We start from the raw sequence: 20781 nt of genomic DNA on the forward strand, positions 1-20781 counted from the left end.
ACGACGCCGCCCGCACCCTCGAGCCCCGGGGTGCGGGCGGCGTCGTCGTTCAGTCCGCGCGCTGGCCCGGGACGTCCAGCCCGAGCAGCGCGTTCTCCACGACCTCGGCGAGGGCGGGGTGGATCCAGTACTGTCCGCGCGCCATCTCGTGGACGCGCAGCCCGAAGGCCATGCCCTGCACGAGCGGCTGGATCAGGTTGGACGCCTCCCGGCCGATCAGGTGCGCCCCGAGCAGCTCCCCGGTGCCGGAGTCCGCGATGAGCTTGCAGAGACCCACGTGGTCCTCCATGGCCCACCCGTACGCCACGTCGCCGAAGTCCTGCACCTTGACGGTGATCTCGTGGCCCGTGCGCTCCGCCCAGGCCCGCGCGGCACGCTCGGTCATGCCCACGGACGCGATCTGCGGCTCCGTGAAGACCGCGGCGGGCACGAAGCGGTGGTCGGTGCTGCGCTGGTCGTCCGGGTGGACCACGTTGTGGGAGACCACCCTGGCCTCGGCATTCGCCACGTGCTTGAGCTGGTGCGGGGAAGACACGTCGCCGAGTGCCCAGAGGCCTTCGACCGGCTGTCCGCCCGAGAGCACCCGCTGCTGCTCGTCCACGGCGAGCAGCCCGCGCTCGGTGACGTCAAGGTGGGCCGCTCCGGGGTTCAGGGTGTCCGCGTTGGGGATGCGCCCGGTGGCGAGCAGCACCACGTCCGCGGTGCGCTCCCACTGCTTCCCGGAGCCGTCGCTCGCGTCCGCCGAGACCGTGAGCCGGCCGTCCTCGGAGGTCCGGATGCCCGTGAGGCTCCACCCCAGCTGAAGGTCCCAGTGCGCGGCGGCCTCACGGGTGAAGCGCTCGGCGATCGTGTCGTCGTGGGCGCGCAGCAGGCGCTGCGAGCGGTTGAGCTGCGTGACCGACGCGCCGAGACCCTGGAACACGTGGCAGAACTCGGCGGCGATGTAGCCGCCGCCCACCACCACCACGTCCCGCGGCAGCTCCGGTATGCGCATCACCGTGTCCGACGTGTGCACCCCCGGCAGATCCGTGCCGGGCACGTCCGGGACGTGCACGCGGGAGCCGTTGGCCAGCACGATCCGGGGTGCGGTGATCCGCTCCCCCGAGTCCGTCTCCAGCACGCGGGGCTCCACGAAGTGCACGTACTCCTGGATGACCGTGACGTTCTCCAGCGAGCGCCGGTAGTCGAGCCCGCCCTCGGAGATCGCGTCGATCCGACCGAAGATCCGGTCCCGCATCCCCGGCCAGTCCACGCCGTCGACCGTGGCGTCCAGCCCGAGCCGCCCGGCGTCCCGTGCCTGGTCCGCCACGGTGGCGGGATACACGTACATCTTGGTGGGGATGCAGCCCACGTTGAGACACGTGCCCCCGAAGCGGCCGGGTTCCACGATGGCCACGTCCAGGTCCCGGTACTCGTCCGTGAGCAGCGAGTTGCCCGAGCCGGAGCCGACGATGATCAGGTCGAAAGATCGCATGGGCCCCATGCTAGGACGCCACCCCGCACACGGGGTGCGGGGTGGCGTCCGTTCAGCCCACGGCGTGGCCGCGGTGGGAATCCCTGCGGATCACTGGGGGTCGATCACCAGGACCAGGTCCCCGCCGCTCACGTGCGCGGTGTCGGCGAGCGCCACGCGGGAGACCGTTCCGCCCACGGGAGCCGTGATGGAGGCCTCCATCTTCATGGCCTCGATCGTGGCCACCGAGTCCCCGGCGGAGACGGTGTCGCCCTCCGAGACGGTGACCGTGACCGCGCCGGCGAACGGCGCCGCCACGTGGCCCGGCTGGGACGTGTCCGCCTTCTCGGTTTCCACGGCCTGCGACTTCACGGACTCGTCGCGGATCTCCAGCAGGCGCAGCTGGCCGTTGAGGGTCACCATGACGGTGCGCATGCCCTTCTCGTCCGGCTCGGAGATGGCCTGCAGGGTCACCAGCAGGCGCACACCCTTGCCCAGCGAGATCACGTGCTCGTGGTCCTGGTCCAGGCCGTAGAGGAAGTCGCGCGTGTGCAGCACGGAGACGTCACCGTACTTGGTGCGGGAGGACTCGAAGTCCTTCGTGGGCCCCGGGAACAGCAGGCGGTTGAGCGTGGCACGGCGCACCGCACCGGGCTGCTCGAGCGCCTCGCGGTCCTCCGCCGAGAGCTCCTCGTCCGCGAGGTTCACGGTGCGTCCCTCGAGGGCCTTGGTGCGGAACGGCTCGGGCCAGCCCGCGGGCGGGGTCCCCAGCTCCCCGGCCAGGAAGTTGATCACCGAGGCCGGGATGTCGAACTTGCGGGGGTCCGCCTCGAACTCCGCGGGGTCCACGTCCATGCCCACGAGCTGCAGGGCGAGGTCCCCCACCACCTTGGAGGACGGCGTGACCTTGACCAGGTGCCCGAGCATCTTGTCCGCGGCGTAGTACATGTCCTCGATGGCCTCGAACTTCTCACCCAGGCCCAGTGCGATCGCCTGCTGCCGCAGGTTGGACAGCTGTCCGCCCGGGATCTCGTGGCGGTACACGCGGCCCGTGGGGCTCGTGAGCCCGGACTCGAAGGGCTTGTAGATCGAGCGCACGACTTCCCAGTAGGGCTCCATGTCGCTCACGATGTCCAGGCCCAGGTTGGTGTCGCGCTCGGTGTTCTCCAGCGCCGCCACGAGCGCGGAGCCAGAGACCTGGGACGTGGTCCCCGCCATCGACGCCGCCGCGGCGTCGACCGCGTCCACGCCCGCCTCGGACGCGGCGAGCAGGGTGGCCAGCTGACCGCCCGCGGTGTCGTGGGTGTGCAGGTGCAGCGGGAGGTCGAAGCGCTCGCGCAGCGCCGTGACGAGCCGGCGTGCCGCCTCGGGGCGCAGCAGACCCGCCATGTCCTTGATCGCGAGCACGTGGGCCCCGGCGTCCACGCACTGCTGCGCGAGATCCAGGTAGTAGTCCAGCGTGTAGACGGTCTCGTCCGGGTCCAGCATGTTGCCCGTGTAGCACAGGGCCACCTCGGCCACCGCGGTCCCGGTGGCGCGCACGGCCTCGATGGCCGGGCGCATCTGCTCCACGTCGTTCAGCGCGTCGAAGATGCGGAAGATGTCCACACCAGTCTCCGCGGCCTCCGCGACGAACGCGTTGGTCACCTCCACGGGGTACGGCGTATAGCCCACGGTGTTCCGCCCGCGCAGCAGCATCTGGATGGGGATGTTGGGCATGGCCTCGCGCAGGAGCCGCAGCCGCTCCCAGGGGTCCTCCCCCAGGAAGCGCAGCGCGACGTCGTACGTGGCGCCGCCCCAGGCCTCGACCGACAGCAGACCCGGCAGCAGGTGGGCGTAGGCCGGGGCCGCCGCGAGCAGGTCGCGGGTGCGCACCCGCGTGGCCAGCAGCGACTGGTGGGCGTCGCGGAAGGTCGTGGAGGTCACCGCGAGCGGCTCGTACTCACGCAGGGCGCGGGCGAAACCCTCGGGGCCCTTCTCCTGCAGCACCTGGCGCCAGCCCGAGGGCACCTCGTGCTGGGAGGGCCCGTCGAAGGGGCTGCGGTAGGGCTCGTCCCTCTTGTCACCCGGGTAGTGCGGAAGCTTGTCACGCGGGTCGATGCCGTCCACGCGCTCACCGTTGGGCTTGTTCACCGTGATCTCGGCCAGGTAGTTCAGGGCGCGAGTACCACGGTCCGCCGAGCCCTTGCCCTTGAGCAGGTCCGGGTGGTTCTCGATGAAGTCCGTGGCCACGTCGCCGGCCAGGAAGTCCGGGTTGTGCAGCACCGACTGCAGGAACTGGATGTTCGTGGCGATCCCGCGGATGCGGAACTCCGCCAGCGCTCGCCGGGCGCGCAGCACGGCGGTCTCGTAGTCGCGGCCACGGCACGTGAGCTTCACCAGCATCGAGTCGAAGTGCGGAGAGATCTCGGCACCCGCGTACAGCGTGCCGCCGTCCAGGCGCACGCCGGCGCCGCCCGCGGAGCGGTAGGCGGAGACCTTGCCCACGTCCGGGCGGAAGTCGTTCGCGGGGTCCTCGGTGGTGATGCGGCACTGCAGCGCCGCGCCGCGCACCCGCAGGCCGTCCTGGCTGATGCCCAGGTCCTCGAGAGTCTCCCCCGCGGCGATCCGCAGCTGGGACTGCACGAGGTCCACGTCCGTGATCTCCTCGGTCACGGTGTGCTCCACCTGGATGCGCGGGTTCATCTCGATGAACACGTGCTGGCCCGCGCGCTCACCGGCGGTGTCCACGAGGAACTCGACGGTCCCGGCGTTCACGTAGCCCAGCTCCTTGGCGAACTTCACGGCGTCGCGGTGCAGGGCGTCCCGGATCTCGGGGTCCAGCTGCGGGGCCGGGGCGATCTCGATGACCTTCTGGTGGCGCCGCTGCAGGGAGCAGTCGCGCTCGAACAGGTGCACGATGTTGCCCTCGTTGTCCGCGAGGATCTGCACCTCGATGTGCCGGGGGCGCAGCACGGCCTGCTCGATGAACACCGTGGGATCACCGAAGGCGGTGTCCGCCTCGCGCATCGCCGCGTCCAGGGCGCCGGGCAGCTGCTCGGGGCTCTCCACACGGCGCATGCCGCGCCCACCGCCGCCGGCCACGGCCTTGACGAACACGGGGTAGCCGATCTTCTCGGCGGCCGCGATCAGCGCGTCCTTGTCCGATGAGGGCTCCGAGGAGTCCAGGGTGGGGATCCCGGCACGCCGAGCGGCACGCAGCGCCTCCACCTTGTTCCCGGCGAGCTCCAGGATCTCGGCGCGCGGACCCACGAACGTGATGCCCTCCGCCGCCGCGGCCCGGGCCAGCTCGGGGTTCTCGGACAGGAACCCGTAGCCCGGGTAGATGGCATCCGCCCCGGACTCCTTGGCCACGCGCACGATCTCCGCCACGTCCAGGTACGCCCGGACCGGGTGGCCCTCCTCACCGATGTTGTAGGCCTCGTCGGCCTTCTGCCGGTGGATGGAGTTGCGGTCCTCGTGGGGGAACACCGCCACGGTCCCTGCGCCGAGCTCGTACGCCGCGCGGAAGGCGCGGATGGCGATCTCGCCACGGTTGGCCACCAAGATCTTGGAAAACATGACGTCCGTTTCCGTGCACGGCCGCACGGGCGCGCGCACTGGGTGAGGAGTTGATACCGGCTCTCAGCTTACGTGAGCCAGACCTCACGGGAGCGTGATCCGGTGATCGTGTCACGGCACGTCTGCCCTGTCCCCCGAAGGGCACCCATTAGCATGTAACGGGGCGGCGGACAGCCCCCCTTTGGGTTACAGAAGGGTCATCCGTGCAGATCGTCAGCATCAGCAGCCTCAAGGGCGGCGTGGGCAAGTCCTCCGTGGTCCTGGGGCTGGCATCCGCCGCGTTGGACGCCAGGATCCCCACGCTGGTCGTGGACCTCGACCCCCACGGGGACGCCTCCACGGCACTGGGTGTGCACGCGCGCGCGGGCCACGAGGTGGGCACCGTGCTCCGCCGGCCCCGCAGGGGCGCTCTCGCCTCGGTGGCCGAGGCCTCGCCCTGGACCGCGCACCCCATCACCCCGGACACCTCCACGGCCGGCCCCCGCGCCTGGGCGCCGGATGCCGCCCGCACCACGCGCGTTCCCGTGCTCGACGTCGCCCCGGGGTCCGCGGCGTCGTCGCACCTGGACCACGCGGCGTACCGGCCGAAGGACCTGAAACGGCTGGAGACCGCTCTGCGTGGGCTGGACCGCTACGAACTCGTGCTCGTCGACTGCCCGCCCACCCTCAGCGCGCTCACCCGCATGGCGTGGGCGGCTTCCCACAAGGTCCTCTCGGTGGCCGAGCCGTCGCTGTTCTCCGTGGCCGGGACGAAACGCACCATGAGCGCCCTGGCGCAGTTCGAGTCCTCCCGCATCTGGGCCGTGCCCGAGGCAGGGGTCGTGATCAACAGGGTGCGCGGCGCGTCCCAGGAGCAGCAGCACCGGCTGCGGGAACTCCGGGACCTGTTCGGGCCGCTCGTGGTGGACCCCGTGCTGCCGGACCTCCCCGTGGTGCAGCAGGCACAGGGGGCGGCGTGGCCCGTGCACCGCTGGCCGGGTGCGGAAGCGGCCGAGATCGCCGGACGCTTCACCGCCGTGCTGGAGGGGCTCACGCGCTGAGGCGATGCCCTCCCGGTCAGCCGGCGTTCTTCGTGCGACGCCGTGCGCGACGCGCGGAGAGCTCGTCCTCGGGGAACGGCCCCGCGGCCTCCGCGGCACCCTCCAGGGAGGCATGCTCTGCGGGCATGGAGGCCAGGGTGGCCTCCACCTCGCGCCACACGCGGCCCACGGCGATGCCGAACACACCCTGCCCGCCCTGGACGAGGTCGATGACCTCGTGGGGGGAGGTGCACTCGTAGACACTCGCGCCGTCGGACATCAGGGTCAGCCGGGTGAGGTCCTCGATGCCCCTGAGACGCAGGGCGCCCACGGCGGAGCGGATCTGCTGCAGGGAGACGCCGGTGTCGAGCAGCCGCTTGACCACCTTGAGGACGAGGATGTCCCGGAAGCTGTAGAGACGCTGCGAGCCGGATCCCTTGGCGCCGCGCACTGTGGGCTCCACGAGGCTGGTGCGCGCCCAGTAGTCGAGCTGCCGGTAGCTGATGCCGGCGGCCTTGCACGCGGTGGGTCCGCGGAAGCCCACGGTCTCGTCGAGCGCGGTGAGGTCGTCCGAGAACAGCATCTCCTGCGTTCCCCCGGCCAGGGAGGATGCGCGCAGCTGCGCCGCGTCCAGCGGCAACTCAGGATTGCTCAAGCGTCCTCCTCGTGCGTGGGGCGGGCAGGAGACGGCCCACCATGCTCCCCCGACGGTAAACCCCCGGCTGGAACGGGTCAAAGACATCCGGTGCGGTTCAGGTCGTGTCGGCGTGGGAGGCGCACCCCGTGTGCACCGGGGCGGTCAGGACTGGAAGTCGTCCGGGTCCACATGGTCCAGGAAGTCGCGGAACTCCCTCACCTGGGCCTCCGCTCCCCCTGGCGACTCCGCCGCCTGCTCCCGCAGCTCGCCGTCCGGGCTGAGCACCAGCCCCGCCTCGTCCAGCACGGCCGAGGAGCACAGGATGGGGCACCCGGTGCGCGCCGCGAGGGCGAGCGCGTCCGAGGCCCTGGCATCCACCACGGTGGCGTCGTCGAAGGAGATGGCCGCGTAAAACACCGTGTCCTCCACGGTGTGCACCACCACTCGGGTGATGCTGCGGCCCAGCTCCCCCACCACCGCCAGCAGCAGGTCGTGGGTCAGCGGGCGAGGGGGCTCGATCCCCTGCAGGGCGAACACGATCGACGTGGCCTCGTTGGTGCCCAGCCAGATGGGCAGACGACGGGGCCCGTCCAGTTCACGCAGCACCACCACGGGCTGGCCCGCGGGGACGTCCATGCGCACCCCCGCGATCTCCATGTGGACGTCCGCGCTCACGTGTCGCTCCCGGAGGAGTCCGGGGTGTGGAAGGAACGCACCGTGTCGTCCACCTGGGTGGTGACCACCGCGGACATCACGGAGAGGCACAACGCCGCGATCTCACGGGCGCGCAGCACGGCCCTGCGTCGGGTCTCCGGATCGCGTCGCGTGCGCAGCGGCGCCACGCTGCCGTCCACCAGTGCCACGACGCGCTCGGAGGCACCCCGCAGCACGCGCAGGTGCCGGGGCTCGATGCCGTAGCCGCGGAGCTTCCCGGCGGCCACCGCCACGGCCAGGGCGTGCTCGTCGTAGGCGCCGGAGCGCTCCACGATCAGCCCGTGGGTCAGCAGCTCGCGCAGCAGCGGGACCTCCGTTCCGGATCTCGCGGCGAGCTCGCGCAACGAGTACCGGGCCGAGCTCGGGCGAGGCGGGTCTCCGGCGTCGGCGGCCCCTGGCTCCGCGGCGTCCACCGGCACCCGAGGACGCTGCCGTTCGGCGCCGGCGGCGGGGTCCTCCCCGCGGTCCAGGCGTTCCCTGATGACCCGCAGCGGAAGATACCTCTCCTGCTGCAGACTGAGCACCGTGGTGAGACGCTCCACATCCTGCTCCGAGTACTTGCGGTATCCGGACGCGGTGCGGTGCGGGTGCACAAGACCCTGGTCCTCCAGGAAACGCACCTTCGACGCGGTCAGATCCGGGAAGCGCGGCTGCAGCTGACGCAGCAGTGCGCCGATGCCGACACGGGCGGTCTGCGGGAGTCCGGTCTCAGGCATAGAGGGTGTCAGGACCCGTTCTGCACGGAGTGGTAGAACGTGAAGCGGAACTTGCCGATCTGCACCTCGTCACCGTTCTCGAGCACCTTGGTGTTCACGCGGTCGCTGTTGACGTACGTGCCGTTGAGCGAGGCCTGGTCCACGATCTCGAAGGTGTTGTTGCGGCGGATGAACTCCGCGTGCCGCCGGGAGACGGTGACGTCGTCCAGGAACACGGAGCACGCGGGGTGGCGTCCGGCCACGACCTCGTCCCGGTCCAGCAGGAAGCGCGCACCCGTCAGCCCACCGTTGGTCTCGAGCAGCAGAGCAGACCCCGGGGGAAGCGAGGCCACGGCGTTCTGCTCACCCTCGGTGAGTTTGTGGTGCGCGGCGGTGGAGAGCACGTCCGCGACGATCTGGATGGACGTGGTCTCCGGGCCCGACTGCGCGCCCGAGTTCTCTTGATTAGGCATGGGTTCCCCTCAGCTCACGTGGAAGTTCGAGTCTAGTCCAGCAGCTGCTGGTAGGCCTGCGCGTCCAGCAGGTCGGCCGTGGCGTCCTGGGACTCCACCCGCACCGTGAAGAGCCAGCCGGCCTCGTAGGGTGCGTCGTTGAGCAGCCCCGGGGTGTCCGAGAGCTCGTCGTTGACGGAGACGATCTCACCGCTGACGGGAGCGAAGAGGTCGCTCACGGACTTGGTGGACTCGATCTCCCCCACCACGTCCCCCGCCGTGACGGAGTCCCCGACCTCCGGCAGCTGGACGAAGACGACCTCACCCAGCTCACTCTGGGCGTGGTCGGTGATGCCCACCTTGAAGGTGCTGTCGTCGTTGAGGTCCTGGACCCACTCGTGCTCTGCCGTGTACGCGAGTTCCGCGGGAATGTTGGTCATGCCGGTCAGTTTAGGGCACATACGCGGCAGTAGCGCACATCACACGCGTGCGTGTGCAGTGCAACCGTGTCGCCCTCGCCCAACACGCTCCGTGCGCAGCGCCACGAATGGGTGTCCGGGGGCCGCCACCGGGGTATTTTGGCCCGGTGCCCATCACCGAGGCTTTTCGCCAGGCGGCGATCCGCGTCCACACCCACGGCTCCCGGATCCGCCGGACCGTCCCCACGATGAGGTCCCGCCGGGACCCCCTGCACGTCCACGAGCTGACCCCGGGGCGTTCCGCGCGTCTGATTCTCTCCGCGTTCCTGCTGGCGCTGCTCACGGGAACGGGTCTGCTCATGCTGCCGCTGGCCACGGTGGCCCCGGGCAGCACGGACGTGATCACGGCGGCCTTCACCGCCACCTCGGCGCTGTGCGTCACGGGGCTGATCACCGTGGACACCGCCACGTACTGGACCCCGTTCGGCCAGGTGGTGATCATTTGTCTCATCCAGGTGGGCGGTCTCGGCGTCATGACGTTCACCACCATGCTGGGAATCCTGCTGTCCCGTCGGCTCGGTCTCTCCGCCCGGCTGCTGACCAGCGCGGAGACCAAGTCCGGTGGCGGAGCGCGCCTCGTGGTCGCACGCATCGTGGGGACCACCCTGGTCATCGAGGGCACCGCGGCCACCATCCTGTTCCTGCGGTTCCTGCTGCACTACGACTACTCCGTGGGCACCGCACTGTGGCACGGGGTCTTCCACGCGGTGTCAGCGTTCAACAACGCCGGTTTCGCGCTCTACACGCTCAACGTGATGGACTTCTCGGGCGACGCCGTGGTGCTGCTCACCCTGTCCTCGTGCGTGATCCTGGGCGGCCTGGGTTTCCCGGTCCTCGCCGAGCTGCGGCGGCACATCAGGATTCCGCACCGGTGGAGCATGAACACCCGCCTGGTGCTGTTCGCCACCCCGCTGCTGCTCCTCAGCGGCACCGTGTTCATCCTGGTGCTCGAGTGGAGCAACCCGGCCACCCTCGGGTCGCAGTCCCCCGCCGTCAAGGTGCTCAACGCGTTCTTCCAGTCCACGATCTGCCGCACGGCGGGGTTCAACAGCATCGACATCTCCCAGATGCACCCCGTGTCGTGGCTCGGCATGGACATCCTCATGTTCATCGGCGGTGGCCCTGCGGGCACCGCCGGCGGGCTCAAGGTCACCACGTTCGGCGTGCTGTTCTTCATCGCGCTCACGGAGATCCGGGGCGGTGCCGCCGTGCCGGTGCTCGGCAAGCAGCTCTCCCGCTCCGTGCAGCGCGAGGCGATCACGGTGGTGGTGCTGGCCGCCGGAGCCGTCATCGGAGGGTCCATGCTGCTCATGCTCACGGACCAGTCCCTGGGACTGGACCGGGTGCTGTTCGAGGTGGTCTCCGCGTTCTCCACGGTGGGTCTGAGCACCGGGATCACGCCCGCACTGGAGCCCTTTGCCCAGTGCGTGCTGATCGCCCTGATGGTCATGGGCCGGCTGGGTCCGGTCACCGTGGCCGCCGCGATCGCCTACGGTCGACGTCCGCCCTCGTTCGGCCTGCCCAAGGAACGGCCGCTCATCGGCTGATCCACACGCTCCCGCGCTGATCCGGCACGACGCCGCGCAGCGCTTTCCCGGCATCCCGCCGCCGCAGGACGCCCCACCCCGGAAGGAAGTCCCATGTTCGGTTCCCAACTCTCCGACATCTCCCGTCGAGGCATGTCCGACGCCGTGGCCGTGATCGGGCTGGGTCGGTTCGGGGGTGCCCTCGCCCTGGAGCTCATGCGCAACGAGACCGACGTGCTGGGCATCGACCACGACCAGGCCACCGTGCAGCGCTTCAACGGCAAGCTGACCTCGGTGGTGCGCGCGGACGCCACGGACGAGGACGTGCTGCGCGAGCTGTCCGTGGACGAGTTCGAGCGCGTGGTGGTGGGCATCGGCTCCAACATCGAGGCGAGCATCCTCACCGCGTCCCGGCTCGTGAAGTTCGGGTGCCCCGGCATCTGGGCCAAGGCCCTCACCGAGCCGCACGCCGAGATCCTCACGCAGCTGGGCGTGCAGAACGTGGTCAACCCCGAGAGCGACATGGGCACCCGGGCAGCGCACCTGGTGCAGCACCGGATCCTGGACTTCGTGCCGATCGACGACGGCCACGCGCTGGTCCGCTGCACCCCGCCGGAACCCATCCAGCAGCGCCCCATGGACCTGCTGAACGTGAGGCAGCGGCTGGGGGTCTCGGTCGTGGCCGTGTGCCGCCCGGGCGGGCAGTGGGAGCCCATCGAGGCCGGGACCATGCTCTACGACGACGACCAGATCCTGGTGACGGGGCCCACCCGGAAGGTGGAGCACTTCTCCAACCTCACCTGACCGGCCACTCCCCCGACGTTCGGATCCGTCCGCCCCTGAGGCGGCGATGAACCTGCCGCACCGGGCCCGGGCATCGCCGCAGGTCTCCCAGGACCGTGCGCGGCAGGACTGCGGGTCTCACAGGAACCGGGTGAGGCGGAGCAGCTCGCGTGCGGCGGCCGGAGCTGGGGACCGGTTGACGATACCCGTGAGATCCACGGGCACGGCGGCATCGTTCTCCGGGCCGATGGCCACGACCACCGAGTGTGGCGCCGCGCCCGCCGGCCGCGGTGCCCGCTCGACCGTGACGAACCCTGCCACGGAGTGCGCCACGTAGCGGCGGGCTCCGCGGACCGTGGCCACGTCCACCACGGCCTTGACGCGGTAGACCTCGTCCGGGGGATCCTCCAGCAGGTCCGCGAGCGCCGCCGGGTCCACCGTGGCGGGCACGTCCAGGCTCGCGGCGCGGTGGTGGACGTGGTGCGCGTGCCCGCCGGCGGTGCCGAGCTCCCACAGCGGGAGCTGGCCGCCCTCGGGCACGGCACGCTCCGCGGCGTCGAAGAACAGTCGGGGGTCCACGGCTCCCCACGGTGCGTCGAGCACCATGGCGTGGGGATTGGCCTGCGCGATCCGCTCGCGCACGCGCGCGGACTCGTGGGGCTCCGCCACGTCGGTCTTGGTGAGCAGCACGAGCGCGGCGGCCTTGACGTGCTGCGCGAGGTCCCAGCCGCGCTGCTCGGCGTGGGGCACGTGGGCGGCGTCGACGACCTCCACGAGACCGCCGAAGCGGACGGAGTCCACGGTGCTGCCCAGCACGAGCTGGAGCAGCGCGGGCGGTTCCGCGATCCCCGAGCCCTCGATGACGATGGCGTCGAGGTCCAGTGCCGGGCGGGACAGGGTGCGCAGTGCGTCGTCCAGCTGCGCGGGGTCCTGCAGGCAGCACAGGCAGCCGCCCGCGATCGACAGGGGTTCCGCCACGTGGCCCGCCACGAGACCGGCGTCCACGTTCACGTCCCCGAAGTCGTTGATCACCACTCCCACACGGCCCCCGCCCGTGGCCAGGACGTGGTTGAGCACGGTGGTCTTGCCGGCGCCCAGGTAGCCGGTGAGGATCAGCACGGGGACGGTACGGGTCACGGGGCTCCTTCCACGCGGTGCGATGACGTGGGGGCGTTGCGCCGCGGGCACCGCAGGCCACCGCCACCACGGACCGACGGTGTTCTGTTCACGGGGCCAGCAGTGTGCCCCGGCCGAGCCGCAGTACGCAAGACGTCATCCGCGCGCGGCCGAGCTGAGCCGGTCCACCGCCTCCACGATCGTGTCCGGGGAGCACGCCAGGTTCATGCGCGCGAAACCCGCTCCCCCGGCACCGAACGTGGGGCCTGATGACAGCGCCACCTTGGCGTGCTCCGCCGCGTGCTCGGCAGGGTCGTCCCCCCAGCCCAGGTCCCGCATGTCGAGCCAGGCCAGGTACGTGGCGCTGCCCCGGCGGAACCGGACCTGCGGCAGCTTGTCCGCGAGCTGGCGCTCGAGCAGCGCGATGTTGCTCTCGATCACCTCGATGGTCGCGTCCAACCAGTCCGTGGCGTGCCGGAAGCCCTCCTGCGTGGCCAGCAGGCCCATGATCCCCGTCCGGTAGGACACGGCGTCGGGCACCGTGGCCAGCCACTGGGCCATGGGCTCGGAGTCCACCACGAACATGGCGGCCTTGAGCCCCGCGAGGTTGAAGGCCTTGCTCCCGGAGGCCGCCGCGACACCGTGCCGACGGGCGGCGTCGGACACGGACAGGTACGGGGTGAAGGTGGCGCCGCGGTGCGTGAGCGGTGCGTGGATCTCGTCGCTCACCACGTGGGCGCCGTGCCGCTCCACGATCTCGGCGAGCTCCGCCAGCTCCTCGCGGGCGTGGACCAGGCCCAGCGGGTTGTGGGGGTTGCACAGCAGCACCGCGCGGGCGCCCGCGGCCAGCGCGGCGTCGATGCCGGGCAGGTCCAGACGGTACGCGGCGCCGTCGTCCCGCAACGGGACCTCCACCGGGCGGCCCCCCGCCTCCGCGACCAGGTGGTAGAACGGGGCGTACACCGGCGGGGTGAGGACCACGCCCTCGCCGGGACGGATGAGCCGGCGCAGCGCCTCCACGATCACCACGGTGACGTCCGTGGTGTACATGATGCGCTCGGGATCCGGCCGCCAGCCCCAGCGTGCGGCCGCGAAGTCCGCGTACGCCTGCGCCGCACCGCGGTCCGCCGTGGCCGCGTATCCCGTGTCGTTGTTCTCGATCGCTGCCTCCAGCGCGGCCTTGACCGGGGGCGGCGTGGGAAAGTCCATCTCCGCGATGAACATGGGCAGGACGTCCTCGGGGTAGCTGCGCCACTTGGTGCTCGTGCGTCGGCGCAGGGAGGGCATCTGGTCGGCGGTGGTCATGGGGTCCCTTCGAACGGTGCGCGGCGGGGACGTCACGAGCTGGTGAGCTTGTGGGCCTGCCCCAGCCGCAACAGGTCCAGCGTCTTCTCCTGCTCCTCGGCGCGCTCGCACAGCCGCCGCAGCAGATCACGGTCCAGCCTGTTGTCCGGAGCCTCCAGGAGCATTCGCCACCCTAGCCGCTTCGCGTGGACGGCGGCCACGAGAGCCTCCAGCTCCTCGATGTCGGACAGCGGCGAGCGCCTGCTGATCCGTTCGTTCGGCTTGAGCCGCGCGAGCCTCTCGGCCGCGCGCGCGGGAAGGTCCTTGAGCGCCGCCGGCTGGACCCCCACCGAGGCCATGACCTGTTCCAGGGCGACCTGGTCCTGCGCGATCTCCTCGGCCATGCGACCCACCGCCTCCCGCACCTCGGCGTCCCCGTGGAACTCGGCCACGCGGCGGAACGCGTCCACTCCTGCGGCCGATCCCGCGTGGTGGTCCTGCAGGTAGGTGGTGATGACGCTGCTCATGGTGCTTCCCTTCCTCGGTGTGCTTCCAGCCAAGCACGGGGCACCGCGGCCGGACCACCCCCGGGCGGGTGCGGGTCCCGCGCACGACGCCGCTGCGGCCCCCGGGAGGGCGGCCCCTCGGCGTCGTGCGCCGACGCTACTCGCACCGCTGTCCAGGGCGCTGCGTCATACTGGGGGCGACGCCGCGCGGGGGACGTGGCCGCGGCACCGAGGCTTCACGATCTGGGGGGATCATGACACCGGAGACATTCATCGACTTCACCGCGCCCAACGGCATGCGGTCCTGGTACCACGTGTGGCGCACGGGCACGGCGGGGTTCCTGTACTACTTCGACGGCGACTACTGGGACCTGGAGGACACCTCCATCAACTGGCCGGAGGAAGGGGACCTCGCCCGGCTCGCCGTGGCGGCGCAGGCCCGGAACCTGATGCTCGTGGCCATGAACACCCCGGACACGGACGGCCGCGGGGACGGGTACACGTGGTGGGAGGACTGCAAGGGCAACGGCAAGTTCTTCCGCGCGCTGCACAAACACCTCGTGGCGCGGCACCCGGACGTGGACTCCTCGACCCTCTGGCTGATCGGCTACAGCGGCGGCGCGGAGTTCATCACCTACGAGCTGCTCGACCGCGGCATCGAGGGCATGGCCCGCGGCGGGGCCGTCATCATCGGGGGCGGCGGGGCCGACGCGCCGGTGGCCCGCAAGAAGAAGGCCCGCCCCTGCATCGGCTCCACCGCCATGCACTGGTGGGTGGGTGAGCTGGACGTGGACGGCGCCACCAATCCGCCCGAGTGGAGCGCACTGGGAGCTGCGGAGGAAGGCGTGGCGGCGTACCGCGCGGCGGGTTTCGACACCCACCTCCACGTGCTGCCGGGCGTGGACCACGAGGGGTACGACGCCGTAGCGTGCCTGTCCCATGCGCTGGCGCCGGTGTCGCGCACGGCGGGACTGCGCGCTGCACTGTCCGACGGGTGGGTGCGGCTCACGAAGGACACGTGAGGGGCCGGCAGGCACGAAAAACCCCGGTAGGACGACCGTCCTACCGGGGTGATTGGTCGGGATGACAGGATTTGAACCTGCGACCCCTTGACCCCCAGGCGTCCAGAGGACTTCGGCCGGACCGAATTCCGCGTGATTCCGGGCGTCAGATCATGCAGAGCACTTCACGAGATGCATGGTTTGCATGATTCTGGTCCCCTTCTGGTCCCCCTCATCAATCACGAAGATCCTGGACGAGGTTGCTCCGCGGTGCGAACCGCAGACCGAGCGCCGGGATCGCCGGTGCTGCCTGAGAGCACTTGCCACAGGTCCCTCAGGTCAGAACCGGCGAGGTCTGACCCGCGCGGAACGTGCCGACCCCAATCAGCGTCAGACAGTTGCGATAGGAAATCACGCGCCTCTGACGGACGAAGGGAGCCTGGTTCGTGACCCTGTGCGAACTCCGCCCCGAGCGAGTTAGCTGCCGTTCTCGGACCTGAACTCATCCGCATCACCACGCCTGCCTCGGTGTTGACCCCGTGATAGAGCATCGCACCGAGCAAGTTGATGCTTCGCAGGTCGCTCTCGCTGACGTTCTCAAAATCGATACCGCTTGTGGAGGCGTCGGTGTTCGGAGCCCGGTGACCGAACTGTCGAGCGAAGGCGGTACTGAGGACGAACGCGTTGGAGGAGTCGACTTGATCGGCGACCGTCGCGCCGGTGTCGCGGAGGAGGTCGGCAGCGAGGCAGAGTCGCCAGCCGGCGGTGTCATGCGGTAGAATCGAGTCCATGCATTTGTACTTCCTGTGACGGTTGAGCAGGCCTACCGCGCTCGTTGAGAAATCCGAGACTGCGGCGGCCGCTCGTTCTGACCCTTCTGGGTCGCCGTCATTTGCGTACCTATCTGCCTGTCCGTGGCTGGTGGTGCGTCGTCTCGAAGGACTTCAATGCTTACCCCGACGAACCGTCATCCGGCGCGCCATCGCGCGCAACTCATCACTTCCGACGTGTCTTTGATGCGCGGAGCCACACCCGTCCTCCATCATGTCGACCTCACCCTCACTTCCTCATCGCGTGTCGCGATCGTGGGAGAGAACGGGCGAGGGAAATCGACCCTCCTGCAGGTACTCGCTGGCGTCCTGGTCCCGGACAGCGGAACAGTCCAGCGCATTGGCACGATCGCTGTGGCCGAGCAAGAGATGACCGCCGCTGACAGTCGAACTGTTGGGCAAGCGGTCGCAGAGGCGATCGCCGAACCACTGGCCGCGTTGGCGGCGCTCGACGCGGCCGCTCTCGCTCTCGCGGACAACACGGACCGGGCGGAGGAGCAGTACACGGCCGCGTTGGAACATGCCGAAGCGCTCGATGCGTGGGATGCCGAACGGCGCGTGCAGATCGCGCTCGAAGCACTCGACGCGGAGACGGACTCGACCAGGCTTCTCGCAGACCTCTCGGTGGGACAGCGTTATCGGGTACGGCTGGCGTGCCTCCTGGGCGCCGATCACGACTTCCTCCTGCTTGATGAGCCCACCAACCACCTCGACCGAAGCGGGCTCGAGTTCCTGACCGCGCAGCTCCGAGCGCGGAGCGGGGGTGTTGTCGTCGTCAGCCACGATCGCGCGCTGCTGTCCGACATCGCGGAGACCATCGTCGACCTGGACCCGACGCCGGACGATCGGCCGCGCGTGTACGGGAACGGCTATGCCGGCTACCGGGAGGGACGTCTGGCCGAGCGGGAACGCTGGGAACAGGACTATGACCGCCAGCAGGCCGAGCATGCTCGGCTACAGGACAGTCTCAGCGCCGCGCAGAACCGACTCGTCTCGGGGTGGAGACCAGAGAAGGGCACCAACAAGCATGGGCGCGCCACCCGGGCCGGCGGGCTTGTGCAGAACGTGCACCGACGCCAGGAAGCACTCGAAGCCCACGCCGTCACCGTGCCGGAACCGCCTCAGCTCTTCCGGTTCCCCGAACTCCCCACAAGAACCGGCGCGGTTCTCCTCAGCGTCGATCACGTCAGCGTCGCCGGGCGGCTGAGCCAGCCAGTGTCGTTCTCACTCTCCCACCGCGGCCGTCTCGTTGTGACCGGCCCGAACGGTGCTGGGAAGTCCACACTGCTGAGCGTGGTCGGTGGTGAGCTATCGCCGGACACCGGAGCGGTTCGGATGCCTCGGAGCACGCGCCTCGGCTTTCTCCATCAGGAGACGACCCTGCCGCCCGATCGGAGAGCGAGCGAGGTGTACGCCACGCACGTCGGCGCGCTCGTGTCCGAAGGCACCTTGCAGGAATCGGATGCGATCGGCCTCTCCCAGCTTGGTCTCCTGCGCCCGCGCGAGGCGGGCAAACGAGTGGGCGAGCTCTCGATGGGGCAACAGCGCCGGCTCGATCTGGCACTCGTGCTCGCGATGCGCCCGCATGTGCTGCTCCTGGACGAACCCACCAACCACCTTTCAATCGCGCTCGTTGACGAACTCACCGACGCGCTCGGAGCGACCGCAGCGGCGGTCGTCCTGTCAACGCACGACCGGCAGCTGCTCCGTGACGTTGACGAATGGCCGAGCCTCGAACTGACTTCGATGGTCGAAGGCGAGGCGCTGGTATGAGCGAGAAGAACCTCAACCGGATACGTGCCCTGCGGCCACTGGCTTCGCGGGATTATCGGCTCCTGTTCGCCGCAGTCGGCATCGAGGTCTTCGGCACCGGGATGTGGACCATCGTGATGGTCTTCCAAGTCCTCGCGCTCGATGACAGCCCGCTCGCGCTCTCAGCGGTCGCAACAGGGATGAGCTTGGGCCTGTTCGCCTTCTCGATCCTGGGTGGCGTTGTCGCCGATCGGTTCTCCAAACGACGCATCATCATCACCGTGCAGGGATGCACCGCGGCTGTGATGACCGTGGTGGCAGTCCTGTCCCTCACCGAGACGATCGAACTGTGGCACGTCGGCGCCGCCTCCTTCGCGATGGGCGCAGGAAGCGCGTTCTTCTACCCCGCCTACAGCGCGTATCTGCCCCAGGTGCTTCCGTCTGAGCAGCTCCTCGCCGCGAACGGGCTCGAAGGCGCTCTCCGACCCTCGATGGGGCAAGGCCTCGGGCCCGCCCTCGGCGGAATCGTCGTCGGCACGTTCTTTCCCGCCATCGGGGCCATGATCGTCGCAGCGTCGTACGCGATCGCGTTCATCCTCACTCTGTTCCTCAGTCGGCGCGACGAACTGACCACGGTCACTTCTCCGGAGCAGCGCACGAGTGTGTGGGGCGACCTTCGAGCAGGCGTCAACTATGTGGCTCGCACTCGCTGGTTGCTCTGGACTCTGATCTTCGGCTCCTCTCTCGCCCTCATCATCCAGGGACCGATCGAAGTGCTGCTGCCGTTCATCACCCGCGACAGGTTCGAGGACGCCGAATCGACGTTCGGTTTCCTCCTTGCCGCATTCGGCATCGGCGGGGCGATCGGCTCACTCGTTGTGTCATCGCTGAAACTCCCGCGCCGCTACCTCACATTCATGATCGCTTGCTGGGGCGGCGGAACCCTCCCCCTTGCGGTCATCGGCGTCGCCGACAACCTGATTCTGATGCTCTCAGCACTGTTCATCGTCGGCGCGGCGACCGGAGCCGGTGTCGTCATCTGGGGAACCCTGCTGCAACGTCTGGTGCCGCTCGACATGATCGGCCGAGTCGCGAGCCTCGACTTCTTCGTCTCGATCGCCTTCATGCCGGTCTCGATCGCCATCGCAGGCCCGCTCTCACTGCTCGTGCCCATCCCCGTGATCTTCGTCATTGCCGGCATCGCGCCACCCGCCCTTGCGCTGATCGCTCTGCTGGCGGGGCGGATGCGCGAAAGCGAGATGAAACGCTCACTGGACGAACGCTGAGACGCGACTGTCCGGGTCAAGAACATGTTGGGATTCGAGGCAGACGAACAAGGCCTGCGCTCATCCATCACGGCCTTGACCCGGACCGAGCATCGTCCGATCGGTCCGGTGGCGTATGACTGCATCAAGGTTGTCATCGTCCGCTCTGGGTCCGCGGCTCCTCGACCAAGGGCATGGACGTGTCCATGACGCTGCTGGAGTTCGTCACCTCCACCGGCGAGACCTACGGCTACGGGCTGAAGCTGCGGGTGCTGCCCGCGCTCGGGCATCTGCCGGTCACCAGATCACCGCCGGCATCATCGAGCGCACCATCGATGAGTGGGAACAGCGCCACGGTGCCTCGACCATCAAGAACACTATCGCCCCGCTCGTCCGGGTGCTCGATGAAGCCGTGCGGGACGGGCTGATCCAGATCAACCCTGCGAAGAACCGCGCCAAGCGGAGCCTGAACCGCAACGCCTTCCGCGGCCAGTCCGCCGAACACGCCTCCCCGCGGGCGCACGCGATCCCCGACATGAAGACCCTCAACCGCCTCGCGCGCGCATGCGGGAAGGTGCATCAGTCCTACAGCGACTTCGTGATGCTCGCCGCGCTGCTCGCGGCCCGGTCCTCAGAGGTGTCTGGGTTGCAGGTCGGGGATGTCGACTTCGACAAGAACCTCGTGATGATCCGCCGACAGGTGTTCCCCGGCAAGGGCGGCCTGGTCACGAAGCCGACCAAGAGCCGCAAAGAGCGACGCGTGCCGATCCTCGAACCGCTCCGGCCCGTGCTCGAACGCCTCACCGACGGCAAGGAGCCCGCGGACTCGTTGCTGGTCGGTCCGAAGGGCGGCTACCTCACCACTGCGACCGTCCGCAACGCCACGAACTGGGACGGCGTCGTGGCGAAGCTCGGGCTGCCTGACCTCACCCGGCACGGCCTGCGCCACACCGGGGCGACCTGGATGGCCGACGCAGGCATCCCGTTGCACGTCCTCCAAGACATCCTCGGGCACGCCTCGATGGAGACCACCCGCGGCTACCTGCACCCCGACGACCGCCACCTCGCCTCCGCCGCTGAGCAGGCCAACGCCTTCCTCTCCGCCGCCGGACAACGCAAGCACACCCGGCGCAGCAGCCCCGCGACCAGGGGCGTGTGATGCGCTCCCACCCCCGCGGGAGTGCTCCCGGAAGCGTTCTGGTCCCCTTTTGGTCCCCTTATCCACAGGAAGCAGGTGCAGGGCGGTCCGTTCGTCCACAGTCGACCACCAGCGAGAGCGCCGGGGGGGGACCAGAGGGGGAACACGGAAAACGACCCCCGGACATGAAGAAGCCCAGGCGAGAAACCTACTCTCACCTGGGCTTTTACGTCGGGCTGACAGGATTTGAACCTGCGACCCCCTGACCCCCAGGTATCCCGTTCGACCCGATTCGTTGATTTTCCGGGCATCTCTGCCCGTCAAACCGCGTCATTTCATGTCATGGGTTGCATGGATTTCATGGCTCTGGTCCCGGTTTGGTCCCGGTTCTTTGTGGACGGTCGCACCTTCAGTAATGGCATATGTGGGGTTTATGGAAGTGTCCCAAGCGAACTCCGGTCTCCATAAGGTGCGCGCCGCAGGCGCAACCATATTTCGATGGCGTCGCCCGAGAGGTGTTGCGGGTCGAACACCGGGTACTGCTAGTTGCCCCCCCCCCCCCCCCCCCCC

At 69.5% G+C, this 20781-nt stretch carries 18 protein-coding genes; 8 read left to right on the forward strand and 10 right to left on the reverse strand.

What is annotated here, in order from left to right; translation table 11 throughout:
* Positions 1-49 precede the first annotated feature (49 nt).
* Together HMPREF2833_RS01940 and HMPREF2833_RS01945 are read right to left on the reverse strand one after the other, a co-directional pair.
* Positions 50-1474: a mycothione reductase gene (locus HMPREF2833_RS01940; protein ID WP_070636578.1), complete on the reverse strand. Its 1425-nt coding sequence runs from the start codon at positions 1472-1474 to the stop codon at positions 50-52.
* Positions 1475-1564: 90 nt separating this feature from the next.
* Entirely contained in the window at positions 1565-5014 is a 3450-nt protein-coding gene (locus HMPREF2833_RS01945) for a pyruvate carboxylase (protein WP_070636539.1), read from the reverse strand.
* A gap of 203 nt (positions 5015-5217) precedes the next feature.
* Between HMPREF2833_RS01945 and HMPREF2833_RS01950 the strand changes: the two genes are divergently transcribed.
* Positions 5218-6054 carry a ParA family protein gene (locus HMPREF2833_RS01950; protein ID WP_070636540.1) on the forward strand — a complete coding sequence of 279 codons (837 nt, stop codon included), beginning with the start codon at positions 5218-5220 and terminating at the stop codon, positions 6052-6054.
* Positions 6055-6070: 16 nt separating this feature from the next.
* Here HMPREF2833_RS01950 and HMPREF2833_RS01955 read toward each other — a convergent pair whose 3' ends face one another.
* The 5 genes from HMPREF2833_RS01955 to gcvH form a co-directional block, all read right to left on the reverse strand.
* On the reverse strand, positions 6071-6616 hold the full coding sequence (locus HMPREF2833_RS01955) for a MerR family transcriptional regulator (protein ID WP_223110124.1): 546 nt from the start codon (positions 6614-6616) through the stop codon (positions 6071-6073).
* Between the two features lie 216 nt (positions 6617-6832).
* Positions 6833-7345, reverse strand: a complete 513-nt coding sequence (locus tag HMPREF2833_RS01960) for a bifunctional nuclease family protein (protein ID WP_083310897.1) — start codon at positions 7343-7345, stop codon at positions 6833-6835.
* A complete protein-coding gene (locus tag HMPREF2833_RS01965; protein WP_070636541.1) occupies positions 7342-8100 on the reverse strand; it encodes a transcriptional regulator FtsR in 759 nt (252 codons plus the stop codon). The genes HMPREF2833_RS01960 and HMPREF2833_RS01965 overlap by 4 nt, the downstream gene beginning before the upstream one ends.
* Before the next feature lie 8 nt (positions 8101-8108).
* Positions 8109-8552, reverse strand: a complete 444-nt coding sequence (locus tag HMPREF2833_RS01970) for an FHA domain-containing protein (protein WP_019311010.1) — start codon at positions 8550-8552, stop codon at positions 8109-8111.
* A 32-nt stretch (positions 8553-8584) separates the two neighbouring features.
* Positions 8585-8971, reverse strand: coding sequence for a glycine cleavage system protein GcvH (gcvH, locus tag HMPREF2833_RS01975; RefSeq protein ID WP_019311009.1), 387 nt, complete (start codon positions 8969-8971; stop codon positions 8585-8587).
* A gap of 227 nt (positions 8972-9198) precedes the next feature.
* On the opposite strand from gcvH, the gene HMPREF2833_RS01980 reads away from it, so the two are divergent.
* A complete protein-coding gene (locus HMPREF2833_RS01980) occupies positions 9199-10557 on the forward strand; it encodes a TrkH family potassium uptake protein (RefSeq protein WP_070636580.1) in 1359 nt (452 codons plus the stop codon).
* Positions 10558-10650: 93 nt separating this feature from the next.
* Entirely contained in the window at positions 10651-11340 is a 690-nt protein-coding gene (locus HMPREF2833_RS01985) for a potassium channel family protein (RefSeq protein WP_019311007.1), read from the forward strand.
* Between the two features lie 117 nt (positions 11341-11457).
* On the opposite strand, the gene HMPREF2833_RS01990 is transcribed toward HMPREF2833_RS01985, so the two are convergent.
* The 3 genes from HMPREF2833_RS01990 to HMPREF2833_RS02000 all read right to left on the reverse strand — a co-directional run bounded on the left by HMPREF2833_RS01990 (position 11458) and on the right by HMPREF2833_RS02000 (position 14246).
* The gene (locus HMPREF2833_RS01990) at positions 11458-12456 is read right to left on the reverse strand and encodes a CobW family GTP-binding protein (RefSeq protein ID WP_070636542.1); all 999 of its coding nucleotides are present in this window, start codon (positions 12454-12456) and stop codon (positions 11458-11460) included.
* Positions 12457-12591: 135 nt separating this feature from the next.
* Positions 12592-13740, reverse strand: a complete 1149-nt coding sequence (locus tag HMPREF2833_RS01995) for a MalY/PatB family protein (protein ID WP_070636543.1) — start codon at positions 13738-13740, stop codon at positions 12592-12594.
* A gap of 32 nt (positions 13741-13772) precedes the next feature.
* Positions 13773-14246 (reverse strand): hypothetical protein, encoded by a 474-nt coding sequence (locus HMPREF2833_RS02000; RefSeq protein WP_070636544.1) that lies wholly within the window; start codon positions 14244-14246, stop codon positions 13773-13775.
* A gap of 233 nt (positions 14247-14479) precedes the next feature.
* Here HMPREF2833_RS02000 and HMPREF2833_RS02005 point away from each other — a divergent pair, with 233 nt between their 5' ends.
* The 5 genes from HMPREF2833_RS02005 to HMPREF2833_RS02020 all read left to right on the forward strand — a co-directional run bounded on the left by HMPREF2833_RS02005 (position 14480) and on the right by HMPREF2833_RS02020 (position 20232).
* Positions 14480-15247 carry a hypothetical protein gene (locus tag HMPREF2833_RS02005; RefSeq protein ID WP_070636545.1) on the forward strand — a complete coding sequence of 256 codons (768 nt, stop codon included), beginning with the start codon at positions 14480-14482 and terminating at the stop codon, positions 15245-15247.
* 926 nt (positions 15248-16173) lie between these two features.
* A complete protein-coding gene (locus tag HMPREF2833_RS02010; RefSeq protein ID WP_070636546.1) occupies positions 16174-17829 on the forward strand; it encodes an ABC-F family ATP-binding cassette domain-containing protein in 1656 nt (551 codons plus the stop codon).
* Positions 17826-19094, forward strand: a complete 1269-nt coding sequence (locus HMPREF2833_RS02015) for an MFS transporter (protein WP_070636547.1) — start codon at positions 17826-17828, stop codon at positions 19092-19094. The genes HMPREF2833_RS02010 and HMPREF2833_RS02015 overlap by 4 nt, the downstream gene beginning before the upstream one ends.
* 185 nt (positions 19095-19279) lie before the next feature.
* Entirely contained in the window at positions 19280-19501 is a 222-nt protein-coding gene (locus tag HMPREF2833_RS12630) for a hypothetical protein (protein ID WP_246829060.1), read from the forward strand.
* Positions 19471-20232 (forward strand): tyrosine-type recombinase/integrase, encoded by a 762-nt coding sequence (locus HMPREF2833_RS02020; RefSeq protein ID WP_246829061.1) that lies wholly within the window; start codon positions 19471-19473, stop codon positions 20230-20232. Before HMPREF2833_RS12630 ends, HMPREF2833_RS02020 begins: the two co-directional genes overlap by 31 nt.
* Positions 20233-20781 lie beyond the last annotated feature (549 nt).

Origin of the sequence: Kocuria sp. HMSC066H03, from assembly GCF_001812045.1 — a bacterium.
Classification (GTDB): domain Bacteria; phylum Actinomycetota; class Actinomycetes; order Actinomycetales; family Micrococcaceae; genus Kocuria; species Kocuria rhizophila.